16 protein-coding genes are annotated in these 15,495 nt (G+C 73.3%); 12 read left to right on the forward strand and 4 right to left on the reverse strand.

What is annotated here, in order from left to right; genetic code table 11:
* Together Q2K19_RS17955 and Q2K19_RS17960 are read left to right on the forward strand one after the other, a co-directional pair.
* A complete protein-coding gene (locus Q2K19_RS17955) occupies nucleotides 1-774 on the forward strand; it encodes an SDR family NAD(P)-dependent oxidoreductase (RefSeq protein WP_302762448.1) in 774 nt (257 codons plus the stop codon).
* A gap of 5 nt (nucleotides 775-779) precedes the next feature.
* Nucleotides 780-1,502 (forward strand): alpha/beta fold hydrolase, encoded by a 723-nt coding sequence (locus Q2K19_RS17960; RefSeq protein WP_302762449.1) that lies wholly within the window; start codon nucleotides 780-782, stop codon nucleotides 1,500-1,502.
* Nucleotides 1,503-1,624: 122 nt separating this feature from the next.
* Here the strand turns inward: Q2K19_RS17960 and Q2K19_RS17965 are convergent, their stop codons facing one another.
* Nucleotides 1,625-1,891, reverse strand: coding sequence for a hypothetical protein (locus tag Q2K19_RS17965; protein ID WP_302762450.1), 267 nt, complete (start codon nucleotides 1,889-1,891; stop codon nucleotides 1,625-1,627).
* 355 nt (nucleotides 1,892-2,246) lie between these two features.
* Between Q2K19_RS17965 and Q2K19_RS17970 the strand changes: the two genes are divergently transcribed.
* The 4 genes from Q2K19_RS17970 to Q2K19_RS17985 all read left to right on the forward strand — a co-directional run bounded on the left by Q2K19_RS17970 (nucleotide 2,247) and on the right by Q2K19_RS17985 (nucleotide 7,303).
* Entirely contained in the window at nucleotides 2,247-2,444 is a 198-nt protein-coding gene (locus tag Q2K19_RS17970; protein WP_302762451.1) for a helix-turn-helix transcriptional regulator, read from the forward strand.
* Nucleotides 2,445-2,807: 363 nt separating this feature from the next.
* Nucleotides 2,808-3,884, forward strand: a complete 1,077-nt coding sequence (locus Q2K19_RS17975; RefSeq protein WP_302762338.1) for an IS110 family RNA-guided transposase — start codon at nucleotides 2,808-2,810, stop codon at nucleotides 3,882-3,884.
* A gap of 99 nt (nucleotides 3,885-3,983) precedes the next feature.
* The gene (locus Q2K19_RS17980) at nucleotides 3,984-4,889 is read left to right on the forward strand and encodes a helix-hairpin-helix domain-containing protein (protein ID WP_302762452.1); all 906 of its coding nucleotides are present in this window, start codon (nucleotides 3,984-3,986) and stop codon (nucleotides 4,887-4,889) included.
* Entirely contained in the window at nucleotides 4,889-7,303 is a 2,415-nt protein-coding gene (locus Q2K19_RS17985) for a ComEC/Rec2 family competence protein (RefSeq protein WP_446839642.1), read from the forward strand. Before Q2K19_RS17980 ends, Q2K19_RS17985 begins: the two co-directional genes overlap by 1 nt.
* A 64-nt stretch (nucleotides 7,304-7,367) precedes the next feature.
* Here Q2K19_RS17985 and Q2K19_RS17990 read toward each other — a convergent pair whose 3' ends face one another.
* A complete protein-coding gene (locus Q2K19_RS17990; RefSeq protein WP_302762453.1) occupies nucleotides 7,368-8,519 on the reverse strand; it encodes a glycosyltransferase in 1,152 nt (383 codons plus the stop codon).
* A 279-nt stretch (nucleotides 8,520-8,798) separates the two neighbouring features.
* On the opposite strand from Q2K19_RS17990, the gene holA reads away from it, so the two are divergent.
* Nucleotides 8,799-9,779, forward strand: coding sequence for a DNA polymerase III subunit delta (gene holA, locus Q2K19_RS17995; RefSeq protein WP_302762454.1), 981 nt, complete (start codon nucleotides 8,799-8,801; stop codon nucleotides 9,777-9,779).
* Nucleotides 9,776-10,198 carry a hypothetical protein gene (locus Q2K19_RS18000; RefSeq protein WP_302762455.1) on the forward strand — a complete coding sequence of 141 codons (423 nt, stop codon included), beginning with the start codon at nucleotides 9,776-9,778 and terminating at the stop codon, nucleotides 10,196-10,198. The genes holA and Q2K19_RS18000 overlap by 4 nt, the downstream gene beginning before the upstream one ends.
* A gap of 123 nt (nucleotides 10,199-10,321) precedes the next feature.
* Here the strand turns inward: Q2K19_RS18000 and rpsT are convergent, their stop codons facing one another.
* Both rpsT and Q2K19_RS18010 read right to left on the reverse strand, forming a co-directional pair.
* On the reverse strand, nucleotides 10,322-10,588 hold the full coding sequence (gene rpsT / locus Q2K19_RS18005) for a 30S ribosomal protein S20 (RefSeq protein WP_302762456.1): 267 nt from the start codon (nucleotides 10,586-10,588) through the stop codon (nucleotides 10,322-10,324).
* 128 nt (nucleotides 10,589-10,716) lie between these two features.
* A complete protein-coding gene (locus Q2K19_RS18010) occupies nucleotides 10,717-11,775 on the reverse strand; it encodes a phosphotransferase family protein (RefSeq protein WP_302762457.1) in 1,059 nt (352 codons plus the stop codon).
* Between Q2K19_RS18010 and Q2K19_RS18015 the strand changes: the two genes are divergently transcribed.
* The 4 genes from Q2K19_RS18015 (at nucleotide 11,774) to Q2K19_RS18030 (ending at nucleotide 15,404) form a co-directional block, all read left to right on the forward strand.
* Entirely contained in the window at nucleotides 11,774-12,310 is a 537-nt protein-coding gene (locus Q2K19_RS18015) for a DUF4240 domain-containing protein (protein WP_302762458.1), read from the forward strand. The genes Q2K19_RS18010 and Q2K19_RS18015 overlap by 2 nt on opposite strands.
* Nucleotides 12,311-12,403: 93 nt before the next feature.
* Entirely contained in the window at nucleotides 12,404-14,281 is a 1,878-nt protein-coding gene (gene lepA, locus Q2K19_RS18020) for a translation elongation factor 4 (RefSeq protein WP_302762459.1), read from the forward strand.
* Nucleotides 14,282-14,575: 294 nt separating this feature from the next.
* A complete protein-coding gene (locus Q2K19_RS18025; protein ID WP_302762460.1) occupies nucleotides 14,576-14,857 on the forward strand; it encodes a GlsB/YeaQ/YmgE family stress response membrane protein in 282 nt (93 codons plus the stop codon).
* A 265-nt stretch (nucleotides 14,858-15,122) separates the two neighbouring features.
* Nucleotides 15,123-15,404: a GlsB/YeaQ/YmgE family stress response membrane protein gene (locus tag Q2K19_RS18030; RefSeq protein WP_302762461.1), complete on the forward strand. Its 282-nt coding sequence runs from the start codon at nucleotides 15,123-15,125 to the stop codon at nucleotides 15,402-15,404.
* The last annotated feature ends 91 nt before the right edge of the window (nucleotides 15,405-15,495 follow it).

Genomic DNA, 15,495 nt, shown 5'->3' on the forward strand with positions numbered 1-15,495 from the left:
GTGACGCTCTCCTACGTGGTGACCGGCGGGGGCCGGGGGGTCGGCCGGGCCATCGTGGAACGGCTCGCCGCCGGCGGTGGCACCGTGGTCGCCGTCGAACGGGACCCGACGGCCCTGACCTGGCTGGCCGGGCACCCGGCCGCTGACCGGCTGCTCCCGCTGGCCGGCGACGCCGCCGACGAGGAGGTCACCGGACGGGCCGCCGACCTGGCCGAGGCGGCCGCGCCGCTGGCCGGCTGGGTCAACAACGCCGCCGTGTTCCGGGACGCCTCCCTGCACACCGCGCCCGCCGCCGAGGTGTGCGCGCTGATCGACCGGAACCTCCGCCCCGCCGTGGTGGGCGCCGCCACGGCGGTACGCCGGTTCCTCGCCGCCGGCACCGGCGGCGCCATCGTCAACGTCTCCTCCCACCAGGCCCGCCGGGCGGTGCCGGGCGCCCTGCCGTACGCCACCGCGAAGGCGGCCGTGGAGGGGCTGACCCGGGCGCTCGCCGTGGAGTACGGCGGCCGGGGGATCCGGACCAACGCCGTCGCGCTGGGCTCGATCCACACCGAGCGGCACGCCGCCTTCCTGGCCGGGCTCGCCCCGGCCGAGGCGGACCGGGTCGGGTCGGAGTTGGCCCGGCTGCACCCGGTGGGCCGGATCGGGCTTACCGCGGAGGTGGCCGATGTGGTGGCGTTCCTGCTGTCCGGGCAGGCCGCCTTCGTCAACGGGGTGACGCTGCCGGTGGACGGGGGCCGGGCAGCGCTCGGTCTCGACCCGGAGGCACACTGAGCACTGTGGATCATCCACCGATCGTCCTGGTGCACGGCACCCGCTTCGCCCGCGGCCAGTGGCAGCCGCAACTGGCCGCCCTCGGCGCCGAGTTCCCGGTGGCGGCCGTCGACCTGCCCGGGCACGGCGGCCGCGCGGCGGACCCGTGGAACCTGGACCGGGCCGCCGATGTGGTCGCCGAGGCGGTCCACGAACTCGACGCGGGACCGGCCGTGGTGGTGGGGCACTCGCTCGGCGGTTACGTCTCGCTGCACTTCGCGCACCGGCACCCGGCCCTGCTGGCCGGGCTGGTGCTGATGGGCGCGAGCACGGCCACCACCGGGCCGCGCACCATCCCGTACCGGCTGGTGGCGGCGCTGGTCGGCCGGCTGCCGGCGGCCCGGCTCGCCCGGTGGAACGACCGGCTGCTGCGCCGCCTGTACCCGCCGGAGGTCGTCGACGCCACCATCGCCGACGGGTACGCCTTCCACACCCTGCCGGTCGCCTGGCGGGACATGCTGGGCCGGTTCGACGCGTCCAGCGTCGGCACGGTGCGCGCGCCCGTGCTCATCCTCAACGGAGAGCGGGACCGGGTGTTCCGCTCCGGTGAGCGGCAGTTCGCCGCCGCCCACCCCGGTGCCCGGATCGAACTGGTCCCGGGCGCCGGGCATCTGGCCAACTTCGACGCCCCGGCGGCCGTCACCGACGCCATCCGCCGGTTCGCCCGGGAACTGTCTTCGACCGCGTAGCACGACCTGACTGTCGTCGGGTCGTCCGCGGCTGGGCTTACCGACGAACATCGAGCATGTTCGACCACCGCCTCAGGGATTCCGAGCTGCCAACCGGAAGATCATGGTTGCTGGGCACTTCGTCACTCGCGTCGACGGAACCTGTCGGGCCAGCCGACGAACCGTGTGTAGAGGGCGCGTGCGTCCACATCGTTCGGACTGAGCTCCGTCAGGTCTGCGCAGGCGTCGTGCAGCATCGACCCGAGGTAGACGCACAGTGCGCTGCGATCCTGGGCGTACTCGGCCTTCAGCGACAGCCGGGCGTTGGCGCACGGCCAAGGGTCGGCGCAGGCTCGACACAGCCACAGCGGGCGCAGCGGCAAGTGATCGCGAGGGTGCCAGCTACGCATGCCGTCCGCCGTTCGCGCGATATGCCTGCCCGCGGGTGAGGACATCTCCTGTCCAGATGATCTGTGTCGGATGGTTCCGGCAGGGGAGACCGATCTGTGCGGGCGCCTCGGGCATCGGCTCGACGGGCACGGGCTGGTGCCTGTCGGGGCACGTCTTCCACCTCAGCCCACAGGAACAGTCACGGCGGAACCAGCGCCGCCGCACAGGCCGATGAACAGGAGCGAGGGGTATCGGTTTGCGGAGCCTCCATATGGGCATGCTCCGACTCTTGCCGAGGGGTTGACGACCCGTCAACCCCTTCGGATGACCCTTGTTGACGAGTCGTAAAGGGCCCGGCCTGGATGGTCTGAACCGATGACCGAGGACGTGATGGCGATGGCCGAGATAGCGGCCTTCCTCGGTGTGTCCAGGCAGCGAGCTAACACGCTCGCTGACCGTGGGGACTTTCCCGAGCCGATCGCTCATCTGACGGTGGGCAGGGTGTGGGCGACGGCCGACATCAGGGCTTGGGCTGAGAAGCGCCGCAGGGAACTTGAGGGCGAAGCCGGCTAGATCAAGTAGGTTCTGAGCTGCGGATGCCGGGCGACTGGAGACTTGCTGGACCGCCCGCCCGAATCCTCCACCCTCGCGCCTGCTAGCACATCCTCGGCGTGATCAGGCGGTTGTCCACGGTGAGATGCTTCGTCCCGCCCGGTCGGCCATGATCGTCGTGCTCCCGGCGCTGGTCTGACTCTTTGTCCACCTGGCGCCTTGGCTGCCCTTCGCCTGATTTGTCGGCCGCGCCGGGTGCACGCGCCGAACGGACGGGTGTGACCTGACAGGAGCCTGTGCAAGAGGTCCCATCACCGTGCTGTCCGTCCGCCCGACGGTGCGTGCTGCCCCGGTTGGTCACCTGGAAGGACAGCACCACCCACCATGACAGATCACCAGTTCGAAGTCATCGGCGGCGTTGACACCCACGCCGATACCCACACCGCCGTGGTCATCGACGAGGTCGGCCGGATGCATGGCCATCGCCAGTTCCCCACCACGGTGGCCGGCTACCGGGCGCTGCTGGCGTGGATGAGCGACCACGGTCCGGTACGGTCGGTCGGGATCGAGGGCACTGGCAGCTACGGCGTCGGCCTGGCCCGCTACCTGCGCGCCCAGGGCGTGCATCTCGTGGAGGTCGACCGGCCCAACCGCAAGATGCGCCGCCGGCGTGGCAAGTCCGACCCGATCGACGCCGAGGCCGCCGCCCGGGCGGTGCTGGCCGGCACCGCGACCACCACCCCGAAGAACCGAGACGGGCAGGTGGAGGCCATCCGGGTCATCCGCGTGGCCCGCACCTCAGCGGTGAAGTCGCGCACCGCGGCGATCAACGCCCTGGTCGGCATGGTCCGCACCGCCCCGGAACCGCTGCGCACCCAACTCCTGGACCTGCGCAACTCGGAACTGATCATGACCGCTGCCGCGTTGCGGCCAGCCCTGGACATCGCCGACCCGATCGCGGCGACCAAGACCGCGATCCGTCGGCTGGCGCGTCGCGTCATCGACCTGGACCGCGAGATCCGGGCCGCCGACGTCGACCTGCAGGTCCTGCTCAAGCAGGCCGCCCCGCAGCTGCTGGAGTTGCCCGGAATCGGCCCCGAAGTCGCCGCGCAGCTGCTCATCACCGCCGGCGACAACCCGGAGCGGATCCGCGACGAACGGGCGTTCGCCGCACTCTGCGGGGTCTCACCCATCCCAGCCAGTTCCGGTCGCACCGACCGGCACCGCCTCAACCGAGGCGGGGACAGGATGGCCAACAGGGCGCTCTACATCGTCGCGGTCAACCGGATGCGCTGCCATCCCGAGACGCTGACCTACGTCGAGCGCCGACGCGAGCAAGGACTGAGCAACAGAGACATCTCCCGATGTCTGAAGCGGTACATCGCGCGTCAGGTCTACCCGCTGATCTTGGAATCCCTGCGGATCCGGCCCCCGTCATCCACAGCCCTCGCAGAGCTCTGACCAGCCCGGCTTGCATTACAGGAGCATCAGGGGATCCCCCCGTCCACAGGGTCACCGTTCCTACCTGAGCGGCGCCCGTCCTCGGCCTAGCCTCTCGCCGTGTCAGACGACGAAGAGAGCGTGGTGCGACGGCGGCTGTCCCGGCTGTTCGACCCGGGTGCCCGCGGGGAGCCGGACCGGCCGACATTCGACCTGCTCCCTGGGGAATCCACCACGCAGCGGCACGGCAGGCGATCGCGCGCCGCGCAGGGGAGTTCCGGCCCGCGGTCCGACGCGATCGTGCAGCCGGCCACTGGGCCTACCGAGGCCGCCCCGCCTGGCGAGCCGGAGCAGGAGCCACCCGGCAGTCCGTCCGCTCAGCTCTCCCGCTTGCCCGGGCCGGGTGCGTTCGATCCCGGCCGGCGGGGTGTCCGGGCCCTCGCGGTCGTCGCCGCCGTGGTGGTGCTGATCGCCGCCCTGTGGGCCTGGCGGTCCCGCCCGCACGCCGAGCCGGTCCGCCCGGTCGCGGCGGCCGCCGCACCGGACGGCCCGCAGCCCTGCCCGGCCGCCTCGCCCGGGGCGACCGCGCAGCTCGTGGTGGCCGTCGCCGGCAAGGTACGCCGCCCCGGCCTGGTCCGGCTGCCCGCCGGAGCCCGGGTCGCCGACGCCGTCGAGGCGGCCGGCGGTGCGCTGCCCGGCGTCGACATCGCCCTGCTCAACCCGGCGCGCAAGGTCACCGACGGTGAGCTGATCCTGGTCGGCGTCACCGCCCCGCCCGGCCAGGCCGTCCCGCCCGGACAGGGCGGGCAGCCGGCGGCGGGCGCCGCCCCGGGCGGCCCGGTCAACCTGAACACGGCCACCCTCGCCCAGCTCGACGCGCTGCCCGGTGTCGGCCCGGTGCTCGCCCAGCGGATCCTCGACCACCGCGAGCAGCACGGCGGCTTCCGGTCCGTCTCCGACCTGCGCCAGGTCGACGGCATCGGCGACGCCCGGTACGAGCAGCTCAAGGACCTGGTGACGGTGTGATGTCGCACGCCATGGACGACCAGACGACGGCGGAACCGCCGGCCGGAGCCGCCGAGGGCCTTCCCGACCTGCGGCTGGCCGGGCTTGCCGTGGCCGCCTGGCTCGCCGCCCTGGCCGGGCTGCACCTCAGCGCGGGCGAAACGGCCACCCTCGCCGGGGTGGCCGCCGGCCTGGCTGCCGTCCTCGGCCTGCACCTGTGCGGCCTGCTGGGCCGCCCGGCCGGCCCGGTCCGGCGGTACGGCTGGATCGCGGTCGCCGTGCTGCTCGGCGTCGTCTGCGGCGCGACCGCCACCGCCGCCCGGGTGGCGGTCCGCGACGCCGCCCCGGTGCGGGCGCTCGCCGCCGAGCGGGCGTCGGTCACCGCCGACCTGGTGGTCCGGGACGACCCGCGGCCGCTCCGGGGCGCTCCGGGCCGGCCGGCCACCGTGCTGCTCCAGGCCGACCTGATAACCCTCACCGCCGGCGCCGACGGCCGGCGGGTCACCGGGTCGGTGCGCGGGCTGGTGCTGGCGACCGATCCGGCCTGGCGGACGTTGCTGCCCGGGCAGCGGGCGACCGCCCGGGGCCGGCTGGCCGAGCCGCGCGGCGGCGACCTGACGGCGGTGGTGCTCACCGCCACTGGACCGCCCACGTTGCACGGTGCGTCGTCCTGGCCGCAGCGCGCCGCCGGCGCCCTCCGCGCCGGGCTGCACCGCGCGTGCGCGCCGCTGCCCGACGAGCCGGGCGGGCTGCTGCCCGGGCTGGTCGTCGGGGACACCAGCCGGCTGTCCCCGACCGTCGAGGAGGACTTCCGGACCACCGGCATGACCCACCTGAACGCGGTGTCCGGGTCCAACGTCGCCATCGTCGTCGGGGCGGTGCTGCTGCTCGCCCGCTGGGCCCGGGCCGGCCCCCGGACGGCCGCGGTGCTCTGCGTGCTGGCCCTGATCGGGTTCGTCATCCTGGTCCGGCCGTCCCCGAGCGTGGTGCGGGCCGCCGCGATGGGCGCGATCGGGCTGGCCGCGCTCGCCACCGGGCGGCCCCGGGCCGCGCTGCCCGCCCTCGCCGCCGCGGTCACCGTCCTGGTGCTGGTCGACCCCGAGCTGGCCGGGGACCCCGGGTTCACGCTCTCCGTCTGCGCCACCGGCGGGTTGTTGCTGCTCGCCCCCGGCTGGCGGGACGCCCTGCGTCGCCGGGGCGTACCGGTGGGGCTGGCCGAGGCCCTCGCCGTGCCGGCCGCCGCGCAGCTCGCCTGCGGGCCGGTGATCGCCGGCCTGTCGGGGACGGTGAGCCTGGTCGCGGTGCCGGCGAACCTGCTGGCGGTGCCGGCCGTCGCACCGGCCACCGTGCTCGGCGTGCTCGCCGCCGTGGTGTCGCCGGTCTGGCCGGCGGGAGCCGAGTTCGCCGCCTGGCTGGCGAGTTGGCCGGCGCGCTGGCTGCTGCTCGTCGCCGGGCAGGGGGCCCGGCTGCCCGCCGGGACGCTGGCCTGGCCGGGCGGGGTGACCGGGGCCCTGCTGCTGACCGCGCTCACGGTGGCGCTGCTGCTCGCCACCCGGCGCCCGCTGGTCCGGCGGCTCGTCGCGGCCTGCGCGGTCGCGGTGGTGCTCGGCACGCTGCCCGTCCGGCTGCTCGCCTCCGGCTGGCCGCCTTCGGGCTGGGTGGTCGTGGCCTGCGCCGTCGGGCAGGGGGATGCCATCGTGCTGCCGGTCGCCGCCGGCCGGGCGGTGGTGGTCGACGCCGGCCCGGAGCCCTCGAGTGTGGACGGCTGCCTGCGCCGGCTCGGCGTACGCGAGGTGCCGTTCTTCGTGGTCAGCCACTTCCACGCCGACCACGTGGGCGGCGTCGCCGGGGTGTTCCGGGGACGCCGGGTGGCGGAGGTGGTGACCCCGGGCTGGGCCGAGCCGCCCTACGGCGTTTCCCAGGTACGCGAAGCGGCCCGGAGCGGCGCCGCCGGGCTGCGTACGGTGCCGGTGGGGTGGCGCTGGCGGGGCGGGGGAGTGGAGCTGGTCGTCCTGGGGCCGCCGTACCCGCTGCAGGGCAGCCGGTCGGATCCGAACAACAACTCCCTGGTGGTCGCGGCGACCGTGGCCGGGGTGCGGATCCTGCTGGCCGGTGACGCCGAGACGGAGGAGCAGCGGGCGCTGCTGGAGGCCGGGCCGCCGGAGGCCGTCCGGGCCGACGTGCTCAAGGTCGCCCACCATGGCTCGGCCTACCAGGACCCGGAGTTCATCGACGCGGTCCGGCCCGCCGTGGCGCTGGTGTCGGTCGGCGTCGACAACGACTACGGGCACCCGAACCTGGGCCTGCTGGGCCGGCTGACCCGGGGTGGCGCCCGGGTGCTGCGTACCGACACCGATGGGGATGCGGCGGCGGTGTGGGACGGGCGTCGACTCGCGGTGGCGGCGCGCGGCATCAGTCCGGGGCGGCAGCCCTGACGGCCTCGATCTGGCGCTGAGTTTCCCCGGCGCGCAGTGCCAACCGCCAGTGCGCCTTCACCCTTCACGCTGACGGCGAGAGGTCCCCGTGCCACTCCTCCTCCGTCTCGGTGACGCGCTCCAGCGCAGGACCCCGCGCCGCTGTCCGTTCGTACAGGTTGTCGATCCGGGCAGCCACGCTCTCGATGCCGTACCGCTCACACAGTGCGGGTACGGGTGTGCGCGGGTGCAGCGGAGCGTGCAGTTCGGCGGCCAGTTCCCGACGCAGCCCGACCTCGTCGCCGGGCACCTGCCGCGCCCGCTCGACGACGATGCCGTCCAACGTGGGGCAGGTGGTGTAGAGCAGGGGGAGCCCGTTGCCCAGCGCCTCCAGCATGGCCAGCCCGAACGTCTCCTGCGCCGGCGCGGCGACCAGCATGTCGAACGACGACAGCACTGCGCCCAGGTCCCGGCGCGCTCCGGCGAAGAGCACGTGCTCCGTCACCCCGACCTCTCGGACGATCTGCTCGAGACGCTCGCGTTCCTCGCCGTCACCGGCCACCACGAGGCGCCGCCTTTCGCCGAGCAGCGGCGCGGCCGCCCGGATCACCAGGTCAACCCGCTTGTCGGGGCCGAGATGGCCGAGCACTCCGATGACCTGGACGTTCGGTCCGATGCCCCAGCCCATCCGCACGTTCACCCGGCCGACCGGGTCGAACGCGACGGCGGCGAAGTCGACCGCCTTCGGGACCACTGTGATCTTCCGGCTCGGCACACCCCAGGCCACCAGCCGGTTCCGGACCACGTCCGACACCGCGACCGTGGCGTGCGAGCAGAGTTCGGCAGCGCGGTACACGGTCCGCACCGGCATGGTCATCCGCCGGCGTTCGACGGGCGTCTCGCCGACGGAGTGCTCGGTGGTCACGATCGCTCGGGTGCCGGCGAGGCGTGCGGCGAGGTGCCCGTAGATCTGGGCGCGGTAGAGGTGGGTGTGGACGACGTCGTAGCGTCCCTCCCGGATGATCCGGTGCAGCCGGCCCAGTGCGGACACCTCGGTGCTGCGGGTCATGGCGAGGTCACGGACTCGCACACCGCCTTGCGCGATGGTGTCGGCGACCTGGCCGCGGTTGTGGAGCGTGACCACCTCGGGCTCATGCCGGGTGTGTCTGAGCAGCAGTTCGAGCTGCGTTTGCGCTCCACCGATGCCAAGGCCGGTGATCACGTGCAGGACCTTCACTGTGAGCCTCCCTGAACGGGCCAACCGTCCCGGCGAAAGGTCGGGAGGTGGTCGAGGTCCCCCGAAAGGGATACTGCCGCAGGAAGACTGGCGCTCGTGAGAAATTATCAGAATTGGGGCAGATCTCGGGGTGGACCTGAGTGGCGGGCAGCCCGGGTGCCGACGGGAATCGAGATGGTTTGCTGGGGCCGACGTAAATGTCTGGATTTGCGCTGGCTGCGGGCTGCGTCGTCACAGTCCTCGATGACCAGGCACGATCCGATCGAGGGCCGTGCGAATATGGGCGACGTGACCCCCGCCAGCCTGCCCCCTATTCTGCTCGTTCTCGGCGACGAGGAGCTGCTCGCCACGCGAGCGGTGACCGAAGCCGTCGCCCGGGCCCGGAGCGTCGACCCCGACGTGGACGTCCGGGAGTACCAGGCCGGTTCGCTGACGGTGGGCGAGATCGCCGAGATGCTCAGCCCCTCCCTGTTCGGCGGGCGCCGGGTGCTCGTGCTCCGCTCCGCCCAGGACGCCCGCAAGGACCTGGTCACCGCGCTCCTGGCGTACGCGAAGAACCCGGACCCCGACGTGCAGCTCGTGGCGCTGCACCTCGGCGGCGCGAAGGGAAAGGCGTTCGCCGACGGGCTGCGCGCGGCGGGCGCCACCGTCGTGCCCGCCGCGAAGCTCAAGGGGCACCGGGAGCGGGTGGCCTTCGTGCGGGACGAGATCCGCCGCAGCGGGGGCAGGTGCACCGAGGACGCGGCCGAGGCGCTGATCGCCGCCGTCGGCACCGACCTGCGCGAGCTGGCCGCCGCCTGCTCGCAGCTCGTCGCCGACACCGACGGGCGGATCGGGGCCGACACGGTGGCCCGCTACTACAAGGGTCGGGTCGAGGTGAGCGGCTTCACCGTCGCCGACGCCACGATGGTCGGTGACGTGCCCGCCGCCCTGGAGGCGCTGCGCTGGGCGCTGCACGTCGGCGTCGACCCGGTGCCGATCGCCGACGCGCTCGCCGACGGGGTCCGCACGGTGGCCCGGGTCGCCTCCGCCGGCCGGGGCAGCCCCTACCAGCTCGCCAGCAGCCTCGGCATGCCGGCGTGGAAGATCGAGCGGGCCCAGCGGCAGGGGCGGGGCTGGACGCCGGAGGGCCTGGTCGAGGCCATGCGGGCCGCCGCCGAGTGCAACGCGGCCGTCAAGGGCGGTGCCGACGACCGGGCGTACGCGCTGGAGCGGGCGGTGTTCTCGGTTGCCGCGGCGCGGCAGGGTGGCGCCCGGTGACCCGACCCCGGCGCTGGGCGACCGTCCCGACGGACGAGGAGCGGTACCGCCCGCTCTACGCCCGGGTGCTCGGGTTGCGCTTCGTCAACCCGGGCGGGGTGCTCTGCTTCCTCTTCTTCGAGGGGGCGGTGGCGCTCGCCGTGCTGCTCGCCCTCGCCGAGCTGGTCAGCTGGTGGGCCGTCCTGGTCCTGCCGGCGGTGGTGGCGGCGATGGTCAAGGTCAACGACCGGGTCGCCGAAGTGGTGATCCACACCGCGGCGCAGGTACCGGAGCAGGAGCGGGACCGTTTCCGCCGGCAGATGGAGCCGGCGGTGGGGCGGGCGACGGTCCGGGCGCTGCCCCGGGTGGCGCGCGGCCGTGATGCGGCGCCGGGGGCGGCCCGCCCGGGCGACCCGGTGCTCCGCCACGACGACCCCTGACGCCGCCGCCTCCCGCTACCGGCGAGGCAGCGGCGGCGGAGCGGGTCGGGCCTCCGGAACGCAGACAGCCGGAAGCCCCGGGGCGGAACCCCGGGGCTTCCGGTCAGAATCTGAGTGCGCTCGTCAGGCCGAGAGCGAGGCGACGCGCTTGGCGATCGCCGACTTCCGGTTGGCCGCCTGGTTGCCGTGGATGACGCCCTTGCTGGCAGCCTTGTCCAGCTTGCGGGCGGCGTCCCGCATGAGGGCGGTGGCCTTCTCGCTGTCGCCGGCCTCGGCAGCCTCGTGGAACTTCCGGATGGCGGTCTTCAGCGACGACTTGACCGACTTGTTACGCAGCCGGCGCTTCTCGTTCTGCCGGTTGCGCTTGATCTGGGACTTGATGTTCGCCACGCGACAGCCTCGTCTTGATAGCTCGGGTTGGTCTGCTTCCGCGCACGACGAGCATGCGTCACCGCCGCGCGAAGAGCCAGGTTACCAGGTCGGCCCGGGACGAGCCAAAACGGCTCCGCCCGCCGCCCTCACGCCCAGCCCTGCCGGTCGGCCAGCCAGGCGAGCGCCTGGTCGCCGCTCCACCGTTGGTGCGCCCGGATGTGCGGCGAGGCGCTCGACGGGCCGGCCGCCGCGCTGGTCAGAAAGTAGCCGGCCAGTGCGGCGAGCGTCACGTCGAGCGCGTCGGCCGGGGCGTCCGCCGCCGCCGGGTGGGCGGCGAAGGCCGCGTCCGCGTCGAGGCCGCTGGCGTACCCGGTGATCAGCAGGCTGACCAGGTCGAACCAGGCCGGGCCGTGGCAGAGCCAGTTCCAGTCGCAGATCCAGGCCCGGGCCGCCGGGTCCAGCAGCAGGTTGTCCACCCGCAGGTCGCAGTGGGCCAGCCCGGCGCCGGCGGCGGCGTAGCCGGGCAGCCGGGACTCCAGCGTCACCAGCTCGGGCAGCGGTGCCCACGGGGGCAGCTGCGGGGCGGGTGAGCGGCCGAAGGAAACGTCACCCCAGGAGAGAATGTCGTCGCGGGCCAGGTCGGCGAGGCGCGGCAGCCCGAGCGCCGCCAGCTCCGCCGGCGGGTCGGCAAGCGCGGTGGCCACCTCGGCGTACGCGGCGAGGGCGGCGTCCAGCTCGGCCGGGTCCCAGGGCAGCCGGGGGGTGCGCCCGTCGACGGCGGTCAGGGCGAGCGCGTACCAGCCGGCCTCGGTGAGCGCCCAGCGCGGTCGGGGGACCGGCAGGCCGGCGGGGAGCCGGGCCAGGATCGCGGCCTCGTGGGCGTACCAGTCGACCAGGTGCCGCTGCCCGGCCAGCGCGGCCGCCTTCACGAAGACCCGGTCGCCGTCGGGGCCGGTCAGCAGCGCGGCGAAGCCCCGGGTGAAGCCGGCACCGGCCAGCCGGACCGCGGCCGGGGGTCCGCCGAGCCGCGCGGCGACCGCGTTCCGCAGGCCGGCCGGGAGCGCCGCCCAGTCGGGGCGGACGGCCGTCGCGTCGTACGGCACCGGGGGCCGGGAGATCGGGCGCACCCGCCCATGCTGCCCCACCGGCGCGGCGGCTCGGCCCGGAGCCGGCTGTCGGTCCGCTCTGCCAGACTGGCCAGCCATGAGGACCGAGGAGTTCTGGCAGCTGATCGACTCCGCCCGCGCCGGCGCCGGGGGAGAGCCCGACGCGGTGGCCGTGCGGGCGGTCGCCCTGCTCGCCGAACGGGAGCCGGCGGAGATCGTCGGGTACGCCCAGCACCAGCAGCGGGTGCTGGCTGCCTCGCACAAGGTCGACCTGTGGGGCGCGGCCTACCTGATCAACGGTGGCGCCTCCGACGACGGCTTCGAGCACTTCCGGGGCTGGCTGATGACCCAGGGGCGGGCGGTGTTCGCGAAGGCGGTGGCCGACCCCGACTCCCTCGCCGAGCTGCCCCAGGTCCGGGCCGCCGCGCTCAGCGGCGAGGAGTTCGAGTGCGCGGACATGCTGTCCGTGCCGTGGGAGGCGTACCGGAAGGCGACCGCGGCCGAGCTGCCGGCGGACCGGGCGCCGGCCGCGGAGCCGGACCTGCACGACTTCTGGGACTTCGACGACGAGGACGCGGCGCGGCGGCGGCTGCCCCGGCTCGCCGCCCTGTTCGTGGAGCCGCCGGAGGAGTGACGGGGGAGGACCGGCCGCCCGGGCGACGTGGGAGCATAGAGGGGGCCGGCGCCGCGCCGGCCCGCTCACGTCAGCCGACCAGAACGGACAGCTGTGCCACCGACGCTCGATCCCGGCGCGAACGCTCCTGGTGCCACCGACCCGGCGCGCATCAGGAACTTCTGCATCATCGCCCACATCGACCACGGGAAGTCGACCCTGGCCGACCGGATGCTGCAGCTCACCGGCGTGGTCGACCCCCGGCAGATGCGCGCCCAGTACCTCGACCGGATGGACATCGAGCGCGAGCGGGGCATCACCATCAAGAGCCAGGCCGTCCGCATGCCGTGGACGGTCCGGGAGGGCGACCGGGCCGGCGAGACCGCCGTGCTCAACATGATCGACACCCCGGGTCACGTCGACTTCACCTACGAGGTGTCCCGGTCCCTCGCGGCCTGCGAGGGCGCGATCCTGCTGGTCGACGCCGCGCAGGGCATCGAGGCGCAGACCCTGGCCAACCTCTACCTGGCCCTCGAGAACGACCTGCACATCATCCCGGTGCTCAACAAGATCGACCTGCCGGCCGCCCAGCCGGAGAAGTACGCCGAGGAGCTCGCCCACCTGATCGGCGGCGACCCGGCGGACTGCATCAAGGTCTCCGGCAAGACCGGTGAGGGAGTGCCGTACCTGCTTGACGAGATCGTCCGGCAGTTCGTGCCTCCGGTCGGCGAGGCCGCGGCCCCGGCCCGGGCGATGATCTTCGACTCGGTGTACGACGTCTACCGCGGCGTGGTCACCTACGTCCGGGTGGTCGACGGGAAGATCAGCGCCCGGGACCGGATCAAGATGATGTCGACCGGCGCCGTGCACGAGCTGCTGGAGATCGGCGTCATCTCCCCGGAGATGGTGAAGGCCGACGCGCTCGGGGTCGGCGAGGTGGGCTACCTGATCACCGGCGTGAAGGACGTTCGCCAGTCCCGGGTCGGTGACACCGTGACCATCAACGCCAACCCGGCCAAGGAGGCGCTCGGCGGTTACAAGGACCCGAAGCCGATGGTCTACTCCGGCCTCTACCCGATCGACGGGTCCGACTACCCCAACCTTCGCGAGGCGCTGGACAAGCTCAAGCTCAACGACGCCGCCCTGGTGTACGAGCCGGAGACCTCCGGGGCCCTCGGCTTCGGCTTCCGCTGCGGCTTCCTCGGCCTGCTGCACCTGGAGATCATCCGGGAGCGGCTGGAGCGGGAGTTCAACCTCGACCTCATCTCCACCGCGCCGAACGTGGTCTACCGCGCGATGCAGGAGGACGGCGAGGAGATCGTGGTGACCAACCCGAGCGAGTACCCGACCGGCAAGATCGCCGAGGTGTACGAGCCGACGGTGCGGGCCACCGTGCTCACCCCGAACGACTACGTCGGTGCCGTGATGGAGCTGTGCCAGGGCCGCCGGGGCAGCCTCCTCGGCATGGACTACCTCTCCGCCGACCGGGTGGAGCTCCGCTACACCCTGCCGCTGGCCGAGATCATCTTCGACTTCTTCGACCAGCTCAAGAGCCGCACCAAGGGGTACGCCTCGCTGGACTACGAGCCCTCCGGCGAGCAGGTGTCCGACCTGGTCAAGGTGGACATCCTGCTGCACGGCGAGCCGGTGGACGCGTTCAGCGCCATCGTGCACAAGGACAAGGCGTACAACTACGGCACCACCATCGCGGCGAAGCTGCGCACGCTGATCCCGCGCCAGCAGTTCGAGGTGCCCATCCAGGCCGCCATCGGCAGCCGGGTGATCGCCCGGGAGACCATCCGGGCCATCCGCAAGGACGTGCTCGCCAAGTGCTACGGCGGCGACATCAGCCGCAAGCGCAAGCTGCTGGAGAAGCAGAAGGAAGGCAAGAAGCGGATGAAGATGGTGGGCCGGGTGGAGGTCCCGCAGGAGGCCTTCATCGCGGCGCTCTCCTCGGACTCGGGCGACGGCAAGCCCGCCGGCAAGAAGTAACCCGCCCGACGCCGACGCACCGGCCGGCGCCCCGCGCGCGGCGACCCGTACCACGGGTCCGCCCGCCCGGGGCGCCGGCCGTTTTCGCGTACCCGGGCAGCCTTTTCGCCGCCGCCGACACTCCTCGTCACCTGCGGCATCGTCCGGCGCGATGGCACCGGCGGAGGTCGTGGACGGCCGGCGGCGGCGCCGCGCCGCGGAGTGGGTCGGTTTGGCTTTTCGGCGGGTAGGGAACTTACCGGTCACGACAGGAACCACACAGAAGGTGTGAAACTACTTCGAAGGAGAGCGATCGTGACCGTCTGGGGCATCATCACCGCGCTCATCGTTGGTCTGATCGTCGGCGCGCTGGGTCGCCTGATCGTGCCGGGCCGGCAGAACATGCCGATGTGGCTGCACATGCTGATCGGCGTGGGCGCCGCGCTGCTCGGCACCGTCCTGGCCCGGGCGCTGGGCATCGCCACCGAGACCGCCGGCATCGACTGGATGGAGCTGCTGGTGCAGGTCGTGCTGGCCGCCATCGCCGTCGCCCTGGTGGCCGGCGTGGGTCGTCGGCGCAGCGTCTCGCGCTACTGACGCGCGTCCCCGAAACGCCGAGCGGGCGTCCGACCTCCGGGTCGGGCGCCCGCTGGCGTGCGCGGCCCTTTCCCGCATGACGTCGTTCAATGCGAAAACCCGCCGACCGCCGCGGCATTCTGGAGCGAAATACCTGGTCAGAGCTGTTTGATGCGGTTCGAGCTTGAATTCGGTTTGGGTTTTCGGCCGGTCGGGAACTTAGCGGTCACGACAGCAAACACACGACATCGTGTGACAGAGCTTGAGGATGAGGAGGAGAGCGACCATGACCGTCTGGGGCATCATCACCGCACTCGTCGTTGGTCTGATCGTCGGCGCGCTGGGTCGCCTGATCGTGCCGGGCCGGCAGAACATGCCGATGTGGCTGCACATGCTGATCGGCGTGGGCGCCGCGCTGCTCGGCACCGTCCTGGCCCGGGCGCTGGGCATCGCCACCGAGACCGCCGGCATCGACTGGATGGAGCTGCTGGTGCAGGTCGTGCTGGCCGCCATCGCCGTCGCCCTGGTGGCCGGCGTGGGTCGTCGGCGCAGCGTCTCGCGCTACTGACGTCAATCCCCGAACCGCCCCCGGCGGGCGTCCGACCTGACGGTCGGGCGCCCGCCGTCGTCTGCCCACCCGTCGTGAGCTGCCCGGACGG

The organism is Micromonospora sp. NBRC 110009, from assembly GCF_030518795.1.
In the GTDB taxonomy this organism is placed as follows: domain Bacteria; phylum Actinomycetota; class Actinomycetes; order Mycobacteriales; family Micromonosporaceae; genus Micromonospora.